This is a genomic window from Pseudomonas sp. GM79 (assembly GCF_000282495.1).
Lineage (GTDB): Bacteria > Pseudomonadota > Gammaproteobacteria > Pseudomonadales > Pseudomonadaceae > Aquipseudomonas.
Genome location: NZ_AKJE01000076.1, coordinates 14030 through 33159, shown reverse-complemented (window position 1 = coordinate 33159; position 19130 = coordinate 14030). Strand labels below are relative to the sequence as shown.

At 59.8% G+C, this 19130-nt stretch carries 18 protein-coding genes; 11 read left to right on the top strand and 7 right to left on the bottom strand.

All coding sequences use genetic code 11. The features are described 5' to 3' along the window. Position 1 precedes the first annotated feature (1 nt). Entirely contained in the window at positions 2–1210 is a 1209-nt protein-coding gene (gene coaBC, locus PMI36_RS10235; RefSeq protein ID WP_008073395.1) for a bifunctional phosphopantothenoylcysteine decarboxylase/phosphopantothenate--cysteine ligase CoaBC, read from the bottom strand. A gap of 135 nt (positions 1211–1345) precedes the next feature. On the opposite strand from coaBC, the gene radC reads away from it, so the two are divergent. Beyond that, positions 1346–2020: a RadC family protein gene (gene radC / locus PMI36_RS10240; RefSeq protein WP_008073393.1), complete on the top strand. Its 675-nt coding sequence runs from the start codon at positions 1346–1348 to the stop codon at positions 2018–2020. A 79-nt stretch (positions 2021–2099) separates the two neighbouring features. Here the strand turns inward: radC and PMI36_RS10245 are convergent, their stop codons facing one another. After that, positions 2100–3689 carry an ABC transporter substrate-binding protein gene (locus PMI36_RS10245; RefSeq protein ID WP_008073391.1) on the bottom strand — a complete coding sequence of 530 codons (1590 nt, stop codon included), beginning with the start codon at positions 3687–3689 and terminating at the stop codon, positions 2100–2102. Between the two features lie 444 nt (positions 3690–4133). On the opposite strand from PMI36_RS10245, the gene rpmB reads away from it, so the two are divergent. Further along, positions 4134–4367: a 50S ribosomal protein L28 gene (gene rpmB, locus PMI36_RS10250; protein WP_007894701.1), complete on the top strand. Its 234-nt coding sequence runs from the start codon at positions 4134–4136 to the stop codon at positions 4365–4367. Between the two features lie 11 nt (positions 4368–4378). Next, positions 4379–4534, top strand: a complete 156-nt coding sequence (gene rpmG / locus PMI36_RS10255) for a 50S ribosomal protein L33 (RefSeq protein ID WP_007894709.1) — start codon at positions 4379–4381, stop codon at positions 4532–4534. A 190-nt stretch (positions 4535–4724) separates the two neighbouring features. Here rpmG and PMI36_RS10260 read toward each other — a convergent pair whose 3' ends face one another. After that, positions 4725–5087 (bottom strand): cupin domain-containing protein, encoded by a 363-nt coding sequence (locus PMI36_RS10260; protein ID WP_008073381.1) that lies wholly within the window; start codon positions 5085–5087, stop codon positions 4725–4727. A 227-nt stretch (positions 5088–5314) separates the two neighbouring features. Here PMI36_RS10260 and PMI36_RS10265 point away from each other — a divergent pair, with 227 nt between their 5' ends. After that, positions 5315–6808, top strand: a complete 1494-nt coding sequence (locus tag PMI36_RS10265; protein ID WP_008073378.1) for an aldehyde dehydrogenase — start codon at positions 5315–5317, stop codon at positions 6806–6808. 184 nt (positions 6809–6992) lie between these two features. Continuing rightward, positions 6993–8138 (top strand): MFS transporter, encoded by a 1146-nt coding sequence (locus PMI36_RS10270; protein ID WP_008073377.1) that lies wholly within the window; start codon positions 6993–6995, stop codon positions 8136–8138. Between the two features lie 184 nt (positions 8139–8322). Here PMI36_RS10270 and PMI36_RS10275 read toward each other — a convergent pair whose 3' ends face one another. Continuing rightward, positions 8323–9951: a phospholipase D family protein gene (locus tag PMI36_RS10275; protein ID WP_008073375.1), complete on the bottom strand. Its 1629-nt coding sequence runs from the start codon at positions 9949–9951 to the stop codon at positions 8323–8325. Positions 9952–10185: 234 nt separating this feature from the next. On the opposite strand from PMI36_RS10275, the gene PMI36_RS10280 reads away from it, so the two are divergent. The 4 genes from PMI36_RS10280 to PMI36_RS10295 all read left to right on the top strand — a co-directional run bounded on the left by PMI36_RS10280 (position 10186) and on the right by PMI36_RS10295 (position 14637). Continuing rightward, positions 10186–10836 carry a DUF1120 domain-containing protein gene (locus PMI36_RS10280; RefSeq protein ID WP_008073373.1) on the top strand — a complete coding sequence of 217 codons (651 nt, stop codon included), beginning with the start codon at positions 10186–10188 and terminating at the stop codon, positions 10834–10836. Between the two features lie 116 nt (positions 10837–10952). Next, the gene (locus tag PMI36_RS10285) at positions 10953–11657 is read left to right on the top strand and encodes a fimbria/pilus chaperone family protein (RefSeq protein WP_008073371.1); all 705 of its coding nucleotides are present in this window, start codon (positions 10953–10955) and stop codon (positions 11655–11657) included. Continuing rightward, positions 11657–14098 carry a fimbria/pilus outer membrane usher protein gene (locus tag PMI36_RS10290; RefSeq protein WP_008073370.1) on the top strand — a complete coding sequence of 814 codons (2442 nt, stop codon included), beginning with the start codon at positions 11657–11659 and terminating at the stop codon, positions 14096–14098. The genes PMI36_RS10285 and PMI36_RS10290 overlap by 1 nt, the downstream gene beginning before the upstream one ends. A 14-nt stretch (positions 14099–14112) precedes the next feature. After that, positions 14113–14637 (top strand): hypothetical protein, encoded by a 525-nt coding sequence (locus PMI36_RS10295; RefSeq protein ID WP_008073368.1) that lies wholly within the window; start codon positions 14113–14115, stop codon positions 14635–14637. 4 nt (positions 14638–14641) lie between these two features. Here PMI36_RS10295 and PMI36_RS10300 read toward each other — a convergent pair whose 3' ends face one another. Further along, the gene (locus tag PMI36_RS10300; protein ID WP_008073366.1) at positions 14642–16060 is read right to left on the bottom strand and encodes an aminotransferase-like domain-containing protein; all 1419 of its coding nucleotides are present in this window, start codon (positions 16058–16060) and stop codon (positions 14642–14644) included. Positions 16061–16239: 179 nt separating this feature from the next. Between PMI36_RS10300 and PMI36_RS10305 the strand changes: the two genes are divergently transcribed. Continuing rightward, entirely contained in the window at positions 16240–16485 is a 246-nt protein-coding gene (locus PMI36_RS10305; RefSeq protein WP_008073364.1) for a DUF1127 domain-containing protein, read from the top strand. Between the two features lie 144 nt (positions 16486–16629). On the opposite strand, the gene PMI36_RS10310 is transcribed toward PMI36_RS10305, so the two are convergent. Then, positions 16630–17943 (bottom strand): NAD(P)/FAD-dependent oxidoreductase, encoded by a 1314-nt coding sequence (locus PMI36_RS10310; RefSeq protein WP_008073362.1) that lies wholly within the window; start codon positions 17941–17943, stop codon positions 16630–16632. Positions 17944–18090: 147 nt separating this feature from the next. Between PMI36_RS10310 and PMI36_RS10315 the strand changes: the two genes are divergently transcribed. After that, positions 18091–18444: a YkgJ family cysteine cluster protein gene (locus PMI36_RS10315; protein WP_007894729.1), complete on the top strand. Its 354-nt coding sequence runs from the start codon at positions 18091–18093 to the stop codon at positions 18442–18444. Positions 18445–18609: 165 nt separating this feature from the next. Here PMI36_RS10315 and PMI36_RS10320 read toward each other — a convergent pair whose 3' ends face one another. Next, the gene (locus tag PMI36_RS10320) at positions 18610–19098 is read right to left on the bottom strand and encodes an Lrp/AsnC ligand binding domain-containing protein (protein WP_003206849.1); all 489 of its coding nucleotides are present in this window, start codon (positions 19096–19098) and stop codon (positions 18610–18612) included. Positions 19099–19130 lie beyond the last annotated feature (32 nt).

The following is a 19130-nucleotide window of genomic DNA, read 5'->3' as shown; positions in this document are numbered from 1 at the left end:
ATTAAACCTGGTTCAGACGTTCGGCGATAAAAGTGATCAGCTGGCGAGCAATTTTGCTCTTGCTGGTCTGGGCGAAGAGTGTGGCGTGCAGCTCACGGTCGATCACGCTGCAGGCGTTTTCTTCGCTGTTGAAGCCAATACTCGGGTTCGCGACGTCATTGGCGACGATCAGATCGAGGTTCTTGTCTTTCAACTTGCGTGCAGCGTAATCGAGCAAGTGTTCGGTTTCGGCGGCGAAACCGACACTGAACGGACGGTCGGGACGGGTGGCGATGGTGGCCAGGATGTCTGGGTTGCGCACCATCTGTAGCAACAAGCCGTCGCCGTTCGTAGGGTCTTTCTTGAGTTTCTGTGGGGCGACGACTTCCGGACGGTAGTCCGCGACCGCAGCAGAGGCGATGAACAGGTCGCAAGGGATCGCCGCTTCGCAGGCGGCGAGCATGTCGCGGGCACTGACCACGTCGATACGCGTGACGCGATCCGGGGTCGGCAGGTGCACGGGACCTGTGATCAGGGTTACGCGGGCGCCGGCTTCTACCGCGGCTTCGGCCAGGGCGAAGCCCATTTTCCCGGAGCTGTGGTTGGTGATGTAGCGCACCGGGTCGATGTTTTCCTGGGTCGGGCCGGCGGTGATAAGCACATGTTTACCGGTCAGCGCCTGGCGCTGGAAGCAGTCTGCCGCGCACTGGGCGAGGTCGGTGGCTTCGAGCATGCGGCCCATGCCGACGTCGCCGCAGGCCTGGCTGCCGGAGGCCGGGCCGAAGACCTTGAGGTCACGGCTTTCGAGGGTGTGCATGTTGGCCTGGGTCGCCGGGTCGCGCCACATGGCCTGGTTCATCGCTGGCGCCACCGCGACCACCGCGTCGGTGGCCAGCACCAGCGTGGTCAGCAGGTCGTCGGCGATGCCTTGGGCCAGGCGGGCGATCAGGTCCGCGGTGGCGGGGGCGATCAGCACCAGGTCGGCCCATTTGGCCAGCTCGATGTGGCCCATCGCGGCTTCGGCCGCAGGGTCTAGCAAATCGAGATGGACCGGATGCCCGGACAAGGCCTGCATGGTCAGCGGGGTAATGAATTCGCTGCCGCCGCGGGTCATGACCACGCGCACTTCGGCGCCCTGGTCGATCAGGCGGCGAACCAGCTCGGCGCTCTTGTAGGCAGCAATACCGCCGCCGACGCCCAGAACGATGCGTTTCCGATACAGCCGCTGCATAGGTCTGCCTTTCATTTCGTTGATGACTGCATGGCGATACCCCCTCCCCAGGAGTGAAATCGCCCGCAAAAAAGATGGGCTACGATATCACAGCGACCGCTACGGAACAGCGGCGCCCACAGACATGGAGGTGTTATGAGCATTCGCGATTGGCCGGCGGCCGAGCGGCCGCGGGAGAGGTTACTGGAGTTAGGCTCGGGGAGTCTTTCGGACGCCGAACTGCTGGCGATTTTTTTGCGTACCGGCGTATCCGGCAAAAGTGCGGTAGATCTGGCGCGACATTTGTTGACTCAGTTTGGCGGCCTGCGTTCGCTACTGGAGGCTGATCAAAAAACATTCAGCAAACAATTAGGGCTCGGCCCTGCGAAATTCGCTCAGTTGCAGGCAGTTCAGGAAATGGGCAGACGGCATTTGGCTGAACGCTCGCGCTATAAGTCGGCGTTGGAAAATCCGCAGGCTGTGCGTGATTATCTGAAGTCGATGCTCCGCCATGAGCCCCACGAGGTGTTTGGCTGCCTGTTTCTGGATTCCAAGCACCGGGTATTGGCGTTCGAAGCGCTGTTTCGCGGCTCCATCGACAACACCAGCGTCTATCCACGGCAGGTGGTCAAGCGCGCTCTGGCCCATAACGCCGCAGCGCTGATCCTGTGCCACAACCATCCGTCGGGTAACTCCGACCCCAGTCAGGCAGACCGAATGCTGACCAAGCGTCTGCAAGAGGCGCTGGACCTGATCGATGTGCGGGTACTCGATCATTTCATCGTCGGTGACGGCGATCCGCTGTCCATGGCCGAGTACGGGTGGATGTGAGGGAGGCAGCGGCAAGCTTCAAGTTTCAAGCGGCAAGCTGGAGCGAGTGCGCGGAATGCTTGAGCTTGCCGCTTGTAGCTTATGGCTTGAAGCTGATTTTTGAGTAGTCCTGCCGGCCAAACGGACTGACCTGATAGCCCTGCACATCCTTACGTGTCAGCGCGAAGGCCGTCGGGTGCACCAGTGGCAGCCACAACGCCTGTTGCTGGATCAGCGCCTGGGCCTGTTCGTAAAGCTTGGTGCGCACACCTTGCTCGCCGGTGGTCTTGCCGGCGCTGATCAGCTTGTCCAGGTCCTGGTTGCAGTAGCGGGCGAAGTTGGTGCCGGATTTGACCCCCGCGCAGGAAAACTGCGGCGTGAGGAAGTTATCCGGGTCGCCGTTGTCGCCAGCCCAGCCCATGAACAGTAGATCGTGCTCGCCGGCCTTGGCGCGGCGAATCAGTTCGCCCCATTCGATCACTCGAATCTCGGCCTGGATGCCGATTTCCGCCAGATCGGACTGTAGCAATTGCGCCCCGAGGCTCGGATTGGGGTTCAGCAGGCTGCCGGAAGGGCGGGTCCAGATGGTGGTCTGGAAACCATTCTTGAGCCCGGCCTTGGCCATCAGCGCACGGGCCTTTTCGACGTCATGCGAGTAGCCCGGCAAGCCTTTGGCGTAGCTCCAGGTGTTGGGCGGATATGGGCCGTTGGCGGGTTCGGCGGTGTCTTCGAACACGGCTTTGACATAGTTGGCCTTGTCGAAGGCGAGATTGATCGCCTGGCGCACTTCAGGTTTATCCAGCGGCGGATGCTGGCTGTTGATGCCGACGAATGCGGTCATGAAGGCGTCAGTCTTTTCGACTTTCAGGGTTGGTTCTTTCAGCGCGGCCCGTACGTCCAGAGGTTTGGGTGACAGGGCGATCTGGCACTCGTTGCGGCGCAATTTCTGCAAGCGCACGTTGGCATCCGGGGTGATGGCAAAGATCAGCGGGTCCACCGACGGCTTGCCACGAAAGTAATCCGGGTTGGCTTTGTAGCGAATCGAGGCGTCTTTCTGGAAACGTGTGAAGATGAACGGGCCGCTGCCGATCGGCTGGCTGTTGAGCTTTTCCGGAGTGCTGGCCTTCATGAGTTGGTCGGCGTATTCGGCCGAATAGATCGAGGCGAAACCCATGCTCAGGGTGGGCAGGAAAGTCGAGTCCGGGTGGTCGAGGGTGAAGCGGATGGTAAGCGGGTCCAATGCGTCGATCTTCTTGATCAGCGCGGGTAACTGCATCGACTGGGCGTGCGGGAAACCGCTTTGGGCGACTTTGTGCCACGGGTTCGCCGGGTCGAGCATGCGGTCGAAGCTGAACTTCACGTCTTCAGCGGTCAGGTCACGCGTCGGGCTGAAGTATTCGGTGCGATGAAATTTCACCTGCGGGTGCAATTTGAAGACGTAGGTCAGGCCATCGGGCGTGACTTCCCAGCTTTCCGCCAGGCTGGCGACCACTTTGCCGCTGGCCGTGTCGAAGTCCACGAGGCGGTCCATCAGCACATCGGCCGAGGCGTTGGTGGTGGTCAGCGAGTTGTATTGCACTACATCGAACCCCTCCGGGCTGGCTTCAGTGCAGACGCTCAGGGCGGCGGCCATAGCCTGTGGGCTCAGTAGAAGCGGGGCGAGCAGCAGCGGTAGGGCAGCGAGGCGCATGGTCGGATTCCTTTACAGATCGAAGGCCCATCTGCAAGTGCAGTCTGGAAAAGTCTTACCCTAGTGGGCTCTTTTGCAAATGACTATCCCCTTTTTCATTTTAAGGGGACTATGTGCGCTTGTTTCGGTGATGCGGACCGAGGAAAACCCGGAATCGATCGGTTGGCCGATTCTCTGCGACGAGCGGTCTTAATCGGCGACAGCCTTTATCCAAGGCGCCCGGTGGCCGAAAAATGGGGAATTTATTAAGTCCGCGCACACGGAATGTTGTTGCTCTCCAGTCTTTCTGGTATAAAGCAGCGCTCTTTTCTAGGGGCCCGGTTCCTTCACTGTAGGTGTAGCCGGTAAGACCTCTAAAGAAACGCGGCGCCTGGCGCCAAATGACTGAGAGATTAAGCGGCCAACCCATGCCGGGTTGGGCATGTGGTTTTAGAGGGCTGAGGCATGTCGAGAGTATGTCAAGTTACCGGTAAGGGTCCGGTGACTGGGAATAACATTTCCCACGCAAACAACAAAACCCGTCGTCGTTTCCTGCCGAACCTGCAGCATCACCGCTTCTGGGTTGAAGAAGAGAAACGTTTCGTGCGTCTGCGCGTATCTGCCAAAGGCATGCGTATCATCGACAAGCGTGGCATCACTGTCGTGCTGGCCGAAATCCGCAAAGCCGGCAAGATCTAAGGGAGCTAATCATGCGTGAATTGATTCGTTTGATTTCGAGCGCCGGTACTGGTCACTTCTACACTACCGACAAGAACAAGCGCACTACTCCGGACAAAATCGAGATCAAGAAATTTGATCCGGTTGTTCGTAAGCACGTGATCTACAAAGAAGGCAAAATCAAGTAATTGATTTTTCCCTCTTACGAAAAAGGCCCGTATCGCGAGATACGGGCCTTTTTTGTGCCTGTCTATTTTGTATTGCCTGGACCGGCCCCTTCGCGAGCAAGCCCGCTCCCACATTGGATTTGTGAACGACGCAGATCAAATGTGGGAGCGGGCTTGCTCGCGAAGGGGGCGGCCGGGGCAGCACAACTCCTCAAGCCTTCTGTTCAAACACCACATAGATCTTGCGGCAAGGCTCCAGCACTTCCCAAGTCCCACGAAAGCCCGCCGGGATCACGAAGCGATCACCTACACGCAAGGTCTTGGCATTGCCATCGTCGTCGCGCAGCACTGAAACCCCCTGAAGGATTTCGCAGTATTCGTGTTCGGTGTAGTTCACTCGCCACTGGCCGACTTCGCCTTCCCAAACACCTGCACTCATCTGGCCGCACGGGCTGTTGTAATGGTTGTACACCGCTTGCTCGGGGTCGCCCTTGAGGACTTTTGCAGGGTCGGGCCGATAACGATCGGGCTGGGTGTTGGCCTGGCTGAAATCGACGATATCCTGAATGCTCATGCTGGTATTCCCCCGTGATTGCGCTGGAAAATTGAAAGTCTATGTTTATTAAAATGAACATCGCAAGGCCGTTTGCCAGCCTTGTGTCAAATATATTGAAACTTCACCGGCCGCTGGTTTAGGGTAATGGTTGCCTTGAGCCGAAAAGCAGGCTGGCCGGGCAGAATTCCTGACAGCGCCCGCATAGAACGCGGGGCACTCGTATTCAATAAGAGGAGGACACTCGAATGACCACCCTGACTCGTGCCGACTGGGAACAGCGGGCTCGCGATCTGAAGATCGAAGGCCGCGCCTACATCAATGGCGAATACACCGATGCCGTCTCCGGCGAGACCTTCGAGTGCATCAGCCCGGTCGATGGCCGTCTGCTGGGCAAGATTGCCAGCTGTGACGCCGCTGACGCCCAGCGTGCCGTGGACAACGCCCGCGCGACTTTCAATTCCGGCGCCTGGTCGCGCCTGGCGCCGACCAAACGCAAAGCCACCATGATTCGTTTTGCCGGCCTGCTCAAACAGCACGCCGAAGAGCTGGCCCTGCTCGAAACCCTGGACATGGGCAAGCCAATCAGCGATTCCCTGTACATCGACGTTCCCGGCGCGGCGCAAGCCCTGAGCTGGAGCGGTGAAGCCATCGACAAGATCTACGACGAAGTCGCTGCCACCCCGCACGATCAGCTGGGTCTGGTGACTCGCGAGCCGGTCGGCGTGGTCGGCGCAATCGTGCCGTGGAACTTCCCGTTGATGATGGCCTGCTGGAAGCTCGGCCCGGCGCTGTCCACCGGTAACTCGGTGATCCTCAAGCCTTCCGAAAAATCGCCGCTGACAGCGATCCGCATTGCGGCGCTGGCGGTTGAAGCCGGTATTCCGAAAGGTGTGCTGAACGTGCTGCCGGGCTACGGTCATACCGTCGGCAAGGCCCTGGCCCTGCACAACGACGTCGACACCCTGGTGTTCACCGGTTCGACCAAGATCGCCAAGCAACTGCTGATCTACTCCGGCGAATCGAACATGAAGCGCGTCTGGCTGGAAGCTGGCGGCAAGAGCCCGAACATCGTGTTCGCCGATGCGCCGGACCTGCAAGCCGCCGCTGAAGCCGCTGCCGGTGCCATCGCCTTCAACCAGGGCGAAGTCTGCACCGCCGGTTCGCGCCTGCTGGTCGAGCGTTCGATCAAGGACAAATTCCTGCCGCTGGTGATCGAGGCCCTGAAAACCTGGAAGCCGGGCAACCCGCTGGACCCGGCCACCAATGTCGGTGCGCTGGTGGACACCCAGCAGATGAACACTGTGCTGTCCTACATCGAGTCCGGTCGCACCGATGGCGCCAAACTGGTGGTGGGCGGCAAGCGCATTCTTCAGGAAACCGGTGGCACTTACGTTGAGCCGACGATTTTCGATGGCGTGAGTAACGCGATGAAAATTGCTCAGGAAGAAATCTTTGGTCCGGTGTTGTCGGTCATCACCTTCGACAGCGCTGAAGAAGCCATCCAGATCGCCAACGACACGCCTTACGGTCTGGCCGCTGCAGTCTGGACCGCCGACATCTCCAAGGCTCACCTGACCGCCAAGGCTTTGCGTGCCGGTAGCGTGTGGGTCAATCAGTACGACGGCGGCGACATGACCGCGCCGTTCGGTGGCTTCAAGCAGTCCGGCAACGGTCGCGACAAGTCGCTGCACGCGTTCGACAAGTACACCGAGCTGAAGGCGACCTGGATCAAGTTGTAAGTCAGTAAAGGAGCCCGAATGTAAATCGGGCTCCTGAACGACACAGATCCTCTGTGGGAGCGGGCTTGCTCGCGAAGGCGGTGTAACAGCCAACATCAATGTTGGATGTGATGGCCTCTTCGCGAACAAGCCTGCTCCCACAGTGTTTTGTGCTGTACATAAAATATCCACAGGAGTGTGGAACATGCGTTGGGCGACGTATTTCGCCGTTTTGGCGTCTGTCTTGAGTGTCGGCCTGGCCCTGGGTGTCAGCATGCCGTTGGTATCGCTGCGCCTGGAAGGCTGGGGTTACGGCTCGTTCGCGATCGGCGTGATGGCGGCGATGCCGGCCATTGGCGTACTGCTGGGGGCGAAAGTCTCCAGCCACCTCGCGGCCCGTCTTGGCACGGCCAATCTGATGCGCCTGTGCCTGTGGGCCGGGGCGGTGTCCATCGGGTTATTGGCAGTGTGGCCGAGCTATCCGGTCTGGTTGGTGTTGCGGTTGATGATCGGGGTGATCCTGACCCTCGTCTTTATCCTCGGTGAAAGCTGGATCAATCAACTGGTGGTCGAGCAATGGCGCGGTCGACTGGTGGCGCTGTACGGCAGCAGTTACGCGTTGAGTCAGCTGGCCGGGCCGTTATTGTTGGGTGCGTTGGGCACCGAGCACGATTATGGTTTCTGGGTTGGTGTCGGTTTGCTGATGACGTCACCGTTCCTGCTGTTGGGCCGCAGCGGCGCACCCACCAGCGAAGCTTGCAGCGTAACCCTCGGTGACTTGTTGACCTTTTGCCGCGGCTTGCCGGCGATTGCCTGGGCGGTGTCGCTGTTCGCGGCGTTCGAAGCGATGATCCTGACCTTGCTGCCGGTCTATTGCCTGCGCCAGGGCTTCACCACGGAAATCGCCTTGGCGATGGTCAGTACCGTGGTGGTGGGTGATGCCTTGCTGCAGTTGCCGATTGGCGCGCTGGCCGATCGCTTGTCACGGCGTACGTTGTTCACCGGCTGTGCGATGCTCTTGTTGCTGTCGAGCCTGGCGATTCCGTTGCTGATCGACACGTTAGTGATCTGGCCGTTGTGGGTATTGTTTGGTGCCAGTGCCGGCGGTTTGTTCACCTTGTCGCTGATCTTGATTGGCGAGCGCTATCGCGACGATGCCTTGGTGCGCGCCAATGCCCATATCGCACAGTTATGGGGAATTGGTTGCCTGATCGGGCCCTTGGCGGCCGGTGCCGGGAGCCAGTGGATCAGCGGGCATGCCTTGCCATTGCTAATGGCGGCGGGCGCGTTGGGGTTGGTGATTCTGGTGTCGCGGCAAGGGGCGTTTGGTGTGGCTGCCGAACCAGCCTGAGCGCTGCACAACCCTGTGGCGAGGGGGCTTGCCTGTGGCGAGGGAGCTTGCTCCCGTCGGGTCGCGCAGCGGCCCTGAATCATGCCCACCGCTTATTCAGATAGAACACGGATGCCGATTTGCGACTGCTGCGCAGCCGAACGGGAGCAAGCTCCCTCGCCACAATTCATCACCAGCCTTCTGACTACAGCATCCGCTCCAGGCCGACCATGCTGCTGAGCCATGAATTGAAACGCCGCCACCAACCCCCCGGTTCTTTGGTCAATGTGTGCGGCTTGCCGTCATCTTCGGTGACCCAGACGATTTGACCCTTTTCCAGCCGGGCCTGATAGCTCAGGGCAGGCGCCATACCCGCCAGTGCCAGTTCACGCACTAGTCCGGCGAGCTGCGGGTTGTCCACCAGTACCCCGACTTCGGTGTTCCACAGTACCGAGCGCGGGTCGAAATTGAACGAGCCGATGAAGGCTTTCTGTTGGTCGAAAATCATCGCCTTGCTGTGCAGGCTGGAGTCAGAACTACGGTAGGAGCTGCGGCCGCCGTGAAACAGGTTCGATCCGCTACCGCCGTTGTCTCCATTGTCGTCGGGCTGACGGCGTAACTCGAACAGCTGCACCCCATGCTCCAGCAAGGCTTTGCGATAAGGCGCGTAACCACCGTGCGTGGCCGGTACGTCGGTGGCTTCCAGTGAGTTGGTCAGCACACTGATCGATACGCCGGCATCGGCGCGACCGGTCAGGTAAACCAGCCCCGGTTGGCCGGGTACGAGGTAGGCCGAGACCATGATCAGCTCTTTGCTGACCCCATTGAGCTCGGGCGCCAACTGGGTGGTCAGCAGCAAATGGGGGTCAGGTTCGCCGTCGGACAGCACCTTGCTCGGTGCGTCCCACAATGCCTGGTTCCAGGCCCAGATCAGCTCCCGGCGCCAGACATCCAGGCGCGGGTGAGTGGTGTAGGCCATTAACTGCTGATAAAGCGCGTGGTTCTGTTTGCGCGTTTCCTCCAGGGATTCGTCCAGTCGGGTCCGGGTGTTTCTCAGATCCCTGGCTGTCGGCTTGGTCGAGAGAAACTGCTCGATCGGCTTGCTCAGGGCGCTGTTCCAGTACTGGTCGAAGCTGTGTCCCAACTGCTCTGCAACCGGGCCGACACTGAGCATGTCGATGTCGGTGAAATTCAGGTTGGGCTCGGCATCGAAATACTCGTCCCCCAAGTTACGCCCGCCAACGATAGCCGCGCTGTTGTCCGCCACCCACAGTTTGTTGTGCATGCGCCGGTGTTGCTGCGACAGGTTGAAGAACCGACCCATCGTTCGCGTAACGACGGTGCTGCGGCCCAGGTGCAGCGGGTTGAATACGCGGATCTGAATCTTCGGATGGGCGGCGAGGGTCGCGATGATCCGGTCCAGGCCATCGCTGGTGGTGTCGTCGAGCAGAATCCGCACCCGCACGCCGCGGTCGGCGGCCTTGAGCAGCTCGCTCACCAGTATTCGTGTGCTGATGCCGTCATGGACGATGTAGTACTGCAGATCGAGGCTGCTTTGGGCGTTGCGAATCAGCTCGGCGCGGGCGGTGAAGGCCTCGGCGCTATCGGAGAGCAAGCGAAAACCCGATTGGCCCTCATGGGGGGCAGCCTGTGCCTGGATCGACCGCCCGAACGCCGAGTTCGCCGCCGGTAGGGCCTGACTCGGTTCGCGGACGACATCAAGGCTGGTGCAACTGCCGAGCAACAAGGCGAGCAACAAAGCGAAGGGCCGGACCGGAATGAGTATCAAGGCAGGATTTCTCGCGTCGGGGTCAACGGAAGTATGGCACGGCATTGGGATCGCACACGTTTGAAGGGTGGCATGACTGTGATTGATCGGATCCGACGGTGAGAAACGAAAAGAGCCACAGGTTCTGCCGCCGATGCCCAATTGATATGGCGACTTCCCCTACATAAAAAACCTACAAGAAACGGAATGATCGCCGGGTATTCGACGTGTCGGAAGAAAGCCTGATTTCCCGCTGCATTCGACGCGTTGGTACTTTCATCCATTCACAGGTAAGTGTTTATGAAGAAGCTTGTTTTGATGGCCGCTTTAACAGCAGCCATCGCTCCATTAACCGTTCAAGCGGCAAGTGTCGACCTGAATATCAGCGGTACGGTCATTCCGACTTCCTGCATTCCTGCTTTCGCCGGTGGCAGTAACGTCGATCTGGGGCGGATCTTTTCCTCGACGTTGAGCGCGACAACACAAAACGATCTCCCGCCGCGAGACATCACGTTGAAGATCGCATGCGACGCACCCGCTGCGGTGGAGATTGCAGTCACGGACAATCGGGGCGGTACCAAAGTGCCGGGCCTCACGTTCAATGGCCGCTCCGGTGATCAACTTTACTATGGCCTCGGCAGCACGAATGGCGTCGGCATCGGCGGTTTCGGCCTACTGACCGGCCAGCCCCTGACCGATGGCAACCCGCAGACTTTCCTGGTGCGCTCTCCGGCCAATCCGGTATGGCGAGTTCCGGTCAGCGGCCTGATGTCCAACGCCCCGGTTTCGTATTCCTGGGGGCCTGGTGCAGCAGCCGGCCCGGCCGCCGCGCGTCTGCATGTCTTTCCGATGAAAGTGGCTGCGGCTATTCGCCCGACCTCCGAACTGCCCGCGACCACCGACGAGTTTCCCCTCGACGGTTCGGTGACGTTCGACGTGTTCTACCTCTGAGCCGACGCTGCATAACGGGCTGACGGTCATACCGCTATTGGCCGTTTCCTGGCGTGTTATCGGGCATCGACAGGCATTGCGTTCGCCGTGCTGGTCGATGCCCTCTGGAGAACTTCATGTGTCCCCCTAAATCTTTGCAGGCGCTCGGTGCCATTGCGGCCCTGTGCCTGTCATTTTTCAGTGCGCTGGCGATGGCGGCTGGCATGGTGCCGCAAACCCCTGTCGTAATAGTCGATGAGGCATTGGGCGAAGCGACCCTCAATGTCAAAAACTCCGACGAACAACCGGCATTGCTCCACAGCACGATCGAACACATCGCAGAGGATGACGAGCCGCTGTTGCTGCTGACTCCACCCGTGGCCCGGGTTGAGCCGGGGCAGAGCCAGCAGGTCAGGTTCATCTTGCGCAGCACTAAACCTCTGGAAACCGAACGCCTGAAACGGGTGGTGTTCGAGGGAATAAAGCCTCGTCAAGGCGCCGACGGTGCCCGGCTCAGCCTGGGCGTGCGGCAGAACATTCCGGTGATCCTGCGCCCGGCCAACTTGGCAGTGGACCGCGCGCCCTGGAAACATCTGCTCTGGAGCGTTGTTGGCGACCGGGTGCAAGTGAGCAATCCCGGCCCCTATGTAGTGCGGCTCGCCAAATCGGTGAGCTTGATCCCCAGTGGCGCGATGCTCGATCTCGGGCGCACCTACATTCTGCCCGGCGAAGTACTGACGCTCACCGCCGTGTCGACGTTGGGCACTCATGTGCGGATTTTTCCCGCGACTACTTATGGATTCGCCGTCGACAGCCATGATGCGCCGTTGAGCAGCCGATAATGAGTCGCCGCAAGCCTTGGTATGGCGGCTCACGTTGCTGGGTCGGCAGTCTGGTTCTGGTGATTGATGTGACAGGAAAAGCCTGGGGCGAAACGCCGATCGAATTCGATCGCGCGGTGCTTGAGGCCCGGGGCATCGACCCGAAAGTCGCCGAGCATTTTCGCGATTTACCCCGTTTTCAGGCCGGCCGTACGCGAGTCCTCTTGCAGGTCAATGGCTCGCCCATCGGGCAGGTGTTGGCCACCTTCGATGACGAAGGCCAGTTATGCCTTGATGCGAACCTGCTCGATTATGCCGGTATTGCTGCGCCGCCAGGTTTGCCCGACAGTGCTGACGACAAAGCGTGTTTACGGGCAACCGAGGGGATAGCCGCTGCGCAAGTGCGACTCTCTCCAGGCCAGCAACAAGTGGCGCTTCTGGTTCCCACTGATCTGTTGCTCGCGCAGCCTCGGCTACAGCGAAACTGGGCGTCAGGTGGTGTGGCGGGGGTGTTGAACTATGACGCGCTAGTGGTTTCCAGCTCAGGCGCGGACGCCTCCAGGCAGTATCGCAACCTGGGTACGGAACTGGGATTCAATGCCGGAGACTGGGTCGTGCGCAGTCGCCAGAATTACACCGCCTTCGAGGGGGTGGCGCGGTTTGAAACGTTGTACACCCAGGCATCGCGAACCTGGGAGCGTTATCAGGCCAATGTACAACTTGGCCAGCTCAATATGCGTTCGTCGCTGTTTGCCGGTGAGCCCTTTACCGGCATCCAGGTCCTGCCGGAAACAGCGTTCGCCTTGCGCAGTCAGGAAGGCCTCGGCGTCGGAACGGCGGTCGAAGGGATAGCTTACTCACCGTCACGGATAGAAGTGCGCCAAAGCGGTGTCGTGATTTACACCACCCTGGTTCCCGCTGGGCCATTCACCTTGCGCGATATACCTGTACTCAGCCTTCAACTGGACCTTGAAGTCACAGTCATCGAAGAAAGCGGCGAACAGCGCCACTTCCGGGTGCCGGCAGCCAATGTGCGTCCGCTGAGTGGGTTGACCCCACCGGGCTTCGCCATCGCGGCGGGCCAGGTGCGGCGGTTCACCCATGACGAGCGTGAGACACCCTCGTTTTTTGCCGCCAGCAAGGATTGGCAGTGGGGCTCGGACTCGTTATTCACCGCCGGTTGGATGGGGAGCAGCGCCTATCAGTCATTGGGCTGGGGAGTGCAACAAGCCTTGACGCGCGACTCGATGGTGAGCATTCAGCATTTGAGTTCGCGTACAGCGTCAGCGGGGCAGGGCCAAAGCCTGCAGGCGACTTTCAGCACCTCGTTGGGCCCCGGCTTGTCCGCCAGCTTGACCGCAGCTCAGCGCACTAACGGGTTTCGAACCTTGGCGGACATCGGGTCGGAATCTCTGAACGATGACCCTTATGGCCGGGCAGAACGTCAATGGGGTGCTTCAGTTAATTATTCAGATCGGCATTGGGGCGCGTTCAGTGGTTCGATGACCCGCTATGCCATGGCCGGTAGCCCGGATCGATCGCGGATCAGTGCTTCATGGTCTCGGGAATTCGGTGCTGCCAACCTGTCGCTGAATGTGCAACGCGAAAGTGGTGACGATGATCGCGGTACCGGCGTTTACGCCACCCTTGGCTTTCCCCTCGGGCGAAACCGTAGTCTGAGGGTATACGGTCGTCAGGATCGCCAGCAGGGGATGCGCACCGGCGCACGTTACAACGAACAAGTCAGCGAGACATCGAGCTACAGCATCAATGCCGAACGTGCCGATACCGGTCAGACAAATCTCGACGGGCGCATCAGTCTGCTGCCTCGTTACACCAGTGTCGACCTCGGCTATTCGCACAGCAGTGTCGGCACCCGCAGCTATGATTTCGCGTTGCGCGGCGGTGTGGCTGTTCACGAAAGTGGACTCACGCCATCACCTTATGCACTGCGCGATACTTTTGGTCTGCTGAAGATTGGCTCCGATGCCGGGATAAAAATCAGCACGCCTCAGGGACCGGTCTGGACCGATGGCACTGGCAGGGCGGTAGCGGCCAGCCTGCCGGCGTACCAGAGCAGTCGTCTGGAAATAGACACCGTCAGCCTGCCGCGTAATGTCGAAGTGCTCAATGGTTTTCAGGAAATCGAAACCGGACGCGGCGCGGTACCTCGACTCGACTTTAAGCTGAGCAGCGCCCGCCGGCTGATGCTGCATGTGCGAACCGAGGCCGGGCAGTGGGTACCCAAGGGAGGGGCGGTGTACGACAGCGAGGGTGTGTACCTGACCAGTGTGGTTGAGACCGGTCTGGTGTACATCGCCGATGCTCCCGAGTGGCTTGGGCTGCAATTGACGTTGCCCGACGATCGTCGCTGCCTGCTTGAGTTCGACACCCGCCAACTCCCAGAAACCACCGCGCCTTACCAGGCCGCCGAAGTGACCTGTCGGGCGGGTGATAGTTGATCCAGAGGACGTTCATGAAAGATTTTGTCAGGCTCTTGTTGCTGGCATTGTGGCCGGTCGCGCTACCGAGTTATGCGCAGGCGGACTGCACGATGCAGCTCAATCCCATGGTGCTGGATTATGGTTCGCATACCCGTGATGGCTTGCAGGCGTCGAATACGGGGTCGGCTCTGAGTTTCGGCATTCGGCGGATATATCTGAACGTGCAATGCAGCGAGCCGCAACCGATGACGCTACGGTTCGAGGCGCCGGCTGTCGACGCGCAGCACTATCGGTTCGGGCCGGGCTTTATGCAGATGCGTCTGGTTGCTACACGACTCGATGGCCAAGCAGTCAACTGGTTAAGAGAATCCGATGGCGCGCACAACGTAGCGCTGCTGCGGCCAGGCGATCGCATCCGACCCAGGCTCGACGGTCAGCCTCTGGCTGGCCAGCATTGGCGCCTGGAACTGGATATCGAAACCCTCGTCTCCCCACAAGCGACACGCGTTCGCGACATAACCCCGTTCCAGGCATGGGGGCGATTTCAGCTGGACTGATCGTTCAGCCCTCAGCCAGCAATTTGATAGCTGTCGCACCGACCTTGCGCACTGCTTCTTCGATCTGCGGGGTTGTTTTGGCCGCGTAGTTCATTCGCAGGCAATTGCGGTATTTGCCCGAGGCGGAAAAGATACTGCCGACAGCAATCTGTACGCCTTGATCATGCAGCGCCCGATTGAGTTTCAGGGTATCGAAGCCCTCCGGCAGTTCGACCCACAGCATGAAGCTGCCTTGCGGACGGCTGGCCCGGGTACCGGCGGGGAAATAGCGGGTCACCCAGTCGATCATCGCGTCGCGATTGCGCTGGTATTGCGTGCGCATCCGCCGCAAATGTGGTTCGAAGTGCCCGGCCTTGAGGAATTCGGCAATCGCAATCTGCGGTTGCGGCGCGGTAGAGCCCGTGCTGATGTACTTCATGTGCAGCACCCGTTCCAGATAACGGCCCGGTGCGACCCAACCAATGCGCAGGCCTGGTGCCAGGGTCTTGGAAAAAGAACTGCAGAGCAGGACGCGGCCGTCTTCGTCGAAGGATTTGATCGTGCGTGGGCGAGGGTAGGTGTAGGCCAGTTCGCCATACACATCGTCCTCGATAATCGCCACGTCGAAACGCTGTGCGAGCGTCAACAACGCACGTTTGCGCGCCTCCGGCATGATGTAGCCAAGCGGGTTGTTGCAGTTGGGAGTCAACTGTATGGCCTTGATCGGCCATTGCTCCAATGCCAGTTCCAAAGCTTCGAGGCTAATGCCGGTGAGCGGATCGGTGGGGATTTCCAGGGCTTTCATGCCCAGGCCTTTGAGCGTCTGCATGGCGCCGTGAAAGCTCGGCGAATCCACGGCGACGATGTCTCCCGGCTCGCAGATGGCGCGGATGCTGGTGGACAGTGCTTCGTGGCAACCGGTAGTGATCACCAGATCGTTGGCGCTCAACTGGCAGCCGGAATCGAGCATCAGGCGAGCGATCTGCTCGCGCAATTCAAGGGTGCCATAGATGTTGTCGTAATACAGACCGGGCATGTCCTGCCGACGGCTGATTCGCGCCAGGCTGCGCAGCAGCGGTTTCATGGTCGGCGTGGTGATGTCCGGCATGCCGCGACCCAGTTGCACGACGTCCTTGCGCGGTACGGCGCGGATCAGTTCCAGCACCTGGTCCCACTGCGAAATATCCACCGGTCGCTGGGCCGGCCGGCCAACCACTGGCAGCTCCGGCAGTTCGCGACTTACGGGCACGAAGTAGCCGGACTTGGGTTTGGGCATCGCCAGGCCAACGTCTTCCAGCACTCGATAGGCCTGCTGCACCGTGCTCAGGCTGACCCCGTGTTCGACACTCAATGCCCGCACTGAGGGCAACCGGTCGCCGGGGCGATAGAAGCCCTGTTCGATACGCGTGCCGAGCAGCTCGGCGAGGTTGACGTAAAGGGTCATGGCGCAGTCTCGGTATGGGTGATTCGGTTGACCAGTACAGATGGGGCGAAAATATGTGATTCAGAGGCTGAAACGGAAAATCTGTATGGAGTTAATACATCCTTGTTGAATCTGTAATGCTTTTCGCCGTCCGCGCATCATGAAAGCTCTGGCTACCCAAGTAAACAGGAGCGACGAAAATGAACGGCTTGAGCGATGTGCGGCTGACGTTACACAGTCAGGAACTGGCGGCAGGGCAAAAGAACGGTGCACGCGAGGCGGTCATGCGCAACGCACCGTCCGGCCTGGGTCGCTGGGGTCTGTTCTGGCATCGTCTGCACACGCGCAAGGTGTTGCTGGAGTTGACGCCGGAACAGCTCAGGGATGTCGGATTGAGTCGGGAGCAGGCGCGGGAGGAGGGGCTTAAGCCGTTCTGGCGGATCTGAGTTTTGCGGTGTTCTTTAAATCTATTCGCGAGCAAGCCCGCTCCCACATTTGATCGTCAACGAACGCAGATTTTGTGTTCGACAACGATTAAATGTGGGAGCGGGCTTGCTCGCGAAGGCGTCGACACAGACGCCGAAAATCTTTCAGACCAATTCTTTGAACCGATGCCACAACATCCCCAGCGCCAACAACGGCGAACGCAAATGCTTGCCACCCGGGAAGGTGATATGCGGCACCTTGGCAAACAGGTCGAAACCTCCGCTCTGCTGGCCGCTGATGGCCTCAGCCAACAACTTGCCCGCCAGATGCGTGGCGTTCACCCCATGACCGGAATAGGCCTGGGCGTAATACACATTCGGCTGCTCCTTGAGCCGACCGATCTGCGGCAGGCGATTGGCGCCGATGCCAATCATCCCGCCCCATTGATAGTCGATTTTCACCCCGGCCAGTTGCGGGAACACCGCCAGCATCTTCGGTCGCATGTACGCGGCGATGTCTTTCGGGTCGCGCCCTGAATAATGGCAGGCACCGCCGAACAGCAATCGTCGGTCGGCCGAGAGTCGGTAGTAATCCAGCGCCACCCGTTGATCGCAGACCGCCATGTTTTGCGGTAACAAGGCGTGAGCCTGTTCTTCACTCAAGGGTTCGGTGGCGATGATGTAACTGCCGGCGGGCAGCACCTTGCCGCCGAGTTGCGGATTGAGATCGTTGAGGTAGGCGTTGCAACCCAGCACCAGCGTCTTCGCGCGAACCGTGCCCTGGGCGGTGTGGACTTTGACCTCGGGGCCGTAATCGATGCGGGTCACTGCCGATTGTTCGAACAGCTTCACGCCCAATTGTCGGGCGGCGGCCGCTTCGCCCAGTGCCAGGTTCAGTGGGTGCAGATGCCCGGAGCCCATGTCGATCAAACCGCCGACGTAGCGATCGGAACCCACCACGCTGTGCATTTCGTGGGCTTGCAGCAGACGGGTTTCGTAACGATAACCGAGGCTGTGCAGCTCGATGGCGTCTTCGGCGAAGCCTTCCAGGTCTTGAGCCTTGTTGGCGAGGTCGCAGTAGCCCCAGGTCAGGTCGCAAGGGATCTGAAAACGCTCAATCCGCTGTCGGACGATTTCCACCGCTTCCAGGCCCATCAATTTCATCTGACGCACACCGTCTGCACCGATCACGTTGGCGAATTGATCGAGGCCATGGCCGACGCCGCGAATCAATTGCCCGCCATTGCGTCCGCTGGCGCCCCAACCGATCTTGTGTGCTTCCAGCAGCACCACGCTGAAGCCGCGTTCGGCCAGTTCGAGCGCGGTGTTCAGCCCGGAGAACCCGCCGCCCACCACGCACACGTCCGCAACCAGCTCTCCTGTGAGCACCGGCAAATCGGGCTGCGGCAGGCTGCTGGCGGCGTAATAAGAGGCCGCGTGTTGATGGCTCGGGGCAGGTTGCTGAACGGGGACGTTCATATCCGTCATCCTGATGCGTGTGTTTGAAAAAGTTGACGGAGCATAAGCCGCCGCTTCGGGCACGGGCAACACCGGTCGGTTGGCGCTGTCTGGATAGGGGCTTTTGCGTCAGAATCCCGGTCTATTCCACATTTGGTCACCGCTTCGATGAGTTGCAACAGTCAGAAGATTCGCACGCTGCGCCAGCAGATTCCCTCTTTCGAGTGCGTGCCCGGCTGCCATGACTGCTGTGGGCCGGTGACCACCTCGCCCGAAGAAATGTCCCGCCTGCCGCGCAAGACCCGGGCCGAGCAGGATGCGGCGATGGATGAACTCAATTGTGTCCATCTGGGCCCCAATGGCTGCACGGTGTATGACGAACGACCGCTGATCTGTCGGCTGTTCGGCACCACCAAGACATTGCCATGCCCCAACGGGCGGCGACCGGTGGAGCTGATCCATCCGCGGGTCGAGAAGCAGATTCATGAATATATGGCTTCGACGCGGCAGGTTTTGGTTTAGTTGTTGCGAAGCTTCAGGTAGACCGAGCCGCGGCCTTCGCGAGCAAGCCCGCTCCCACATTTTATCCCTGCCGTATACAAATCTGTGCCCAATGAAGATCTAATGTGGGAGCGGGCTTGCTCGCGAAAGCGCCCGCCCAGACACCCATTCCCCTGAGACAACCTCTCAATCCGGAATCGGCAGGTTCAAGCTCTCTTTCACTTCTTCCATCACGATATAACTCTTGGATTCGCGCACATGCGGCAACTTGAGCAAGATGTCGCCCAGCAGTTTGCGGTACGAGGCCATCTCGGAAATCCGTGCTTTCACCAGATAATCGAAATCCCCTGACACCAAATGGCATTCCAGTACGTGGGGCAGTTTCAGTACCGCGCGTCGGAACTCTTCGAAAGTATCGCCGGATTTGTAGTCGAGGCTGATCTCGACGAACACCAGCAAGCTACCCTTGAGGTGCTGCGGATTCAGGCGAGCGTTGTAGCCCATGATGATCCCTTCGCGCTCCAGTCGCCGTACCCGTTCGGTGCAGGGCGTGGTGGAGAGGCCGACCTTTTCCCCGAGTTCGGTAAAGGAAATGCGCCCGTCCGCTTGCAGGATCCGCAGGATGTTGCGGTCGATCTTGTCCAGCTCACGTTTGGTCTGAGTGTTGGTCCGCATAGGGGATGCGCCTCCGTGAAAAGGGTTTTTGC

Bases quoted from the DNA above. Each gene is read 5' to 3' on its own strand.
- coaBC (WP_008073395.1), bottom strand. From the start codon at position 1,210: ATGCAGCGGCTGTATCGGAAACGCATCGTTCTGGGCGTCGGCGGCGGT.
- radC (WP_008073393.1), top strand. From the start codon at position 1,346: ATGAGCATTCGCGATTGGCCGGCGGCCGAGCGGCCGCGGGAGAGGTTA.
- PMI36_RS10245 (WP_008073391.1), bottom strand. From the start codon at position 3,689: ATGCGCCTCGCTGCCCTACCGCTGCTGCTCGCCCCGCTTCTACTGAGC.
- rpmB (WP_007894701.1), top strand. From the start codon at position 4,134: ATGTCGAGAGTATGTCAAGTTACCGGTAAGGGTCCGGTGACTGGGAAT.
- rpmG (WP_007894709.1), top strand. From the start codon at position 4,379: ATGCGTGAATTGATTCGTTTGATTTCGAGCGCCGGTACTGGTCACTTC.
- PMI36_RS10260 (WP_008073381.1), bottom strand. From the start codon at position 5,087: ATGAGCATTCAGGATATCGTCGATTTCAGCCAGGCCAACACCCAGCCC.
- PMI36_RS10265 (WP_008073378.1), top strand. From the start codon at position 5,315: ATGACCACCCTGACTCGTGCCGACTGGGAACAGCGGGCTCGCGATCTG.
- PMI36_RS10270 (WP_008073377.1), top strand. From the start codon at position 6,993: ATGCGTTGGGCGACGTATTTCGCCGTTTTGGCGTCTGTCTTGAGTGTC.
- PMI36_RS10275 (WP_008073375.1), bottom strand. From the start codon at position 9,951: ATGCCGTGCCATACTTCCGTTGACCCCGACGCGAGAAATCCTGCCTTG.
- PMI36_RS10280 (WP_008073373.1), top strand. From the start codon at position 10,186: ATGAAGAAGCTTGTTTTGATGGCCGCTTTAACAGCAGCCATCGCTCCA.
- PMI36_RS10285 (WP_008073371.1), top strand. From the start codon at position 10,953: ATGTGTCCCCCTAAATCTTTGCAGGCGCTCGGTGCCATTGCGGCCCTG.
- PMI36_RS10290 (WP_008073370.1), top strand. From the start codon at position 11,657: ATGAGTCGCCGCAAGCCTTGGTATGGCGGCTCACGTTGCTGGGTCGGC.
- PMI36_RS10295 (WP_008073368.1), top strand. From the start codon at position 14,113: ATGAAAGATTTTGTCAGGCTCTTGTTGCTGGCATTGTGGCCGGTCGCG.
- PMI36_RS10300 (WP_008073366.1), bottom strand. From the start codon at position 16,060: ATGACCCTTTACGTCAACCTCGCCGAGCTGCTCGGCACGCGTATCGAA.
- PMI36_RS10305 (WP_008073364.1), top strand. From the start codon at position 16,240: ATGAACGGCTTGAGCGATGTGCGGCTGACGTTACACAGTCAGGAACTG.
- PMI36_RS10310 (WP_008073362.1), bottom strand. From the start codon at position 17,943: ATGAACGTCCCCGTTCAGCAACCTGCCCCGAGCCATCAACACGCGGCC.
- PMI36_RS10315 (WP_007894729.1), top strand. From the start codon at position 18,091: ATGAGTTGCAACAGTCAGAAGATTCGCACGCTGCGCCAGCAGATTCCC.
- PMI36_RS10320 (WP_003206849.1), bottom strand. From the start codon at position 19,098: ATGCGGACCAACACTCAGACCAAACGTGAGCTGGACAAGATCGACCGC.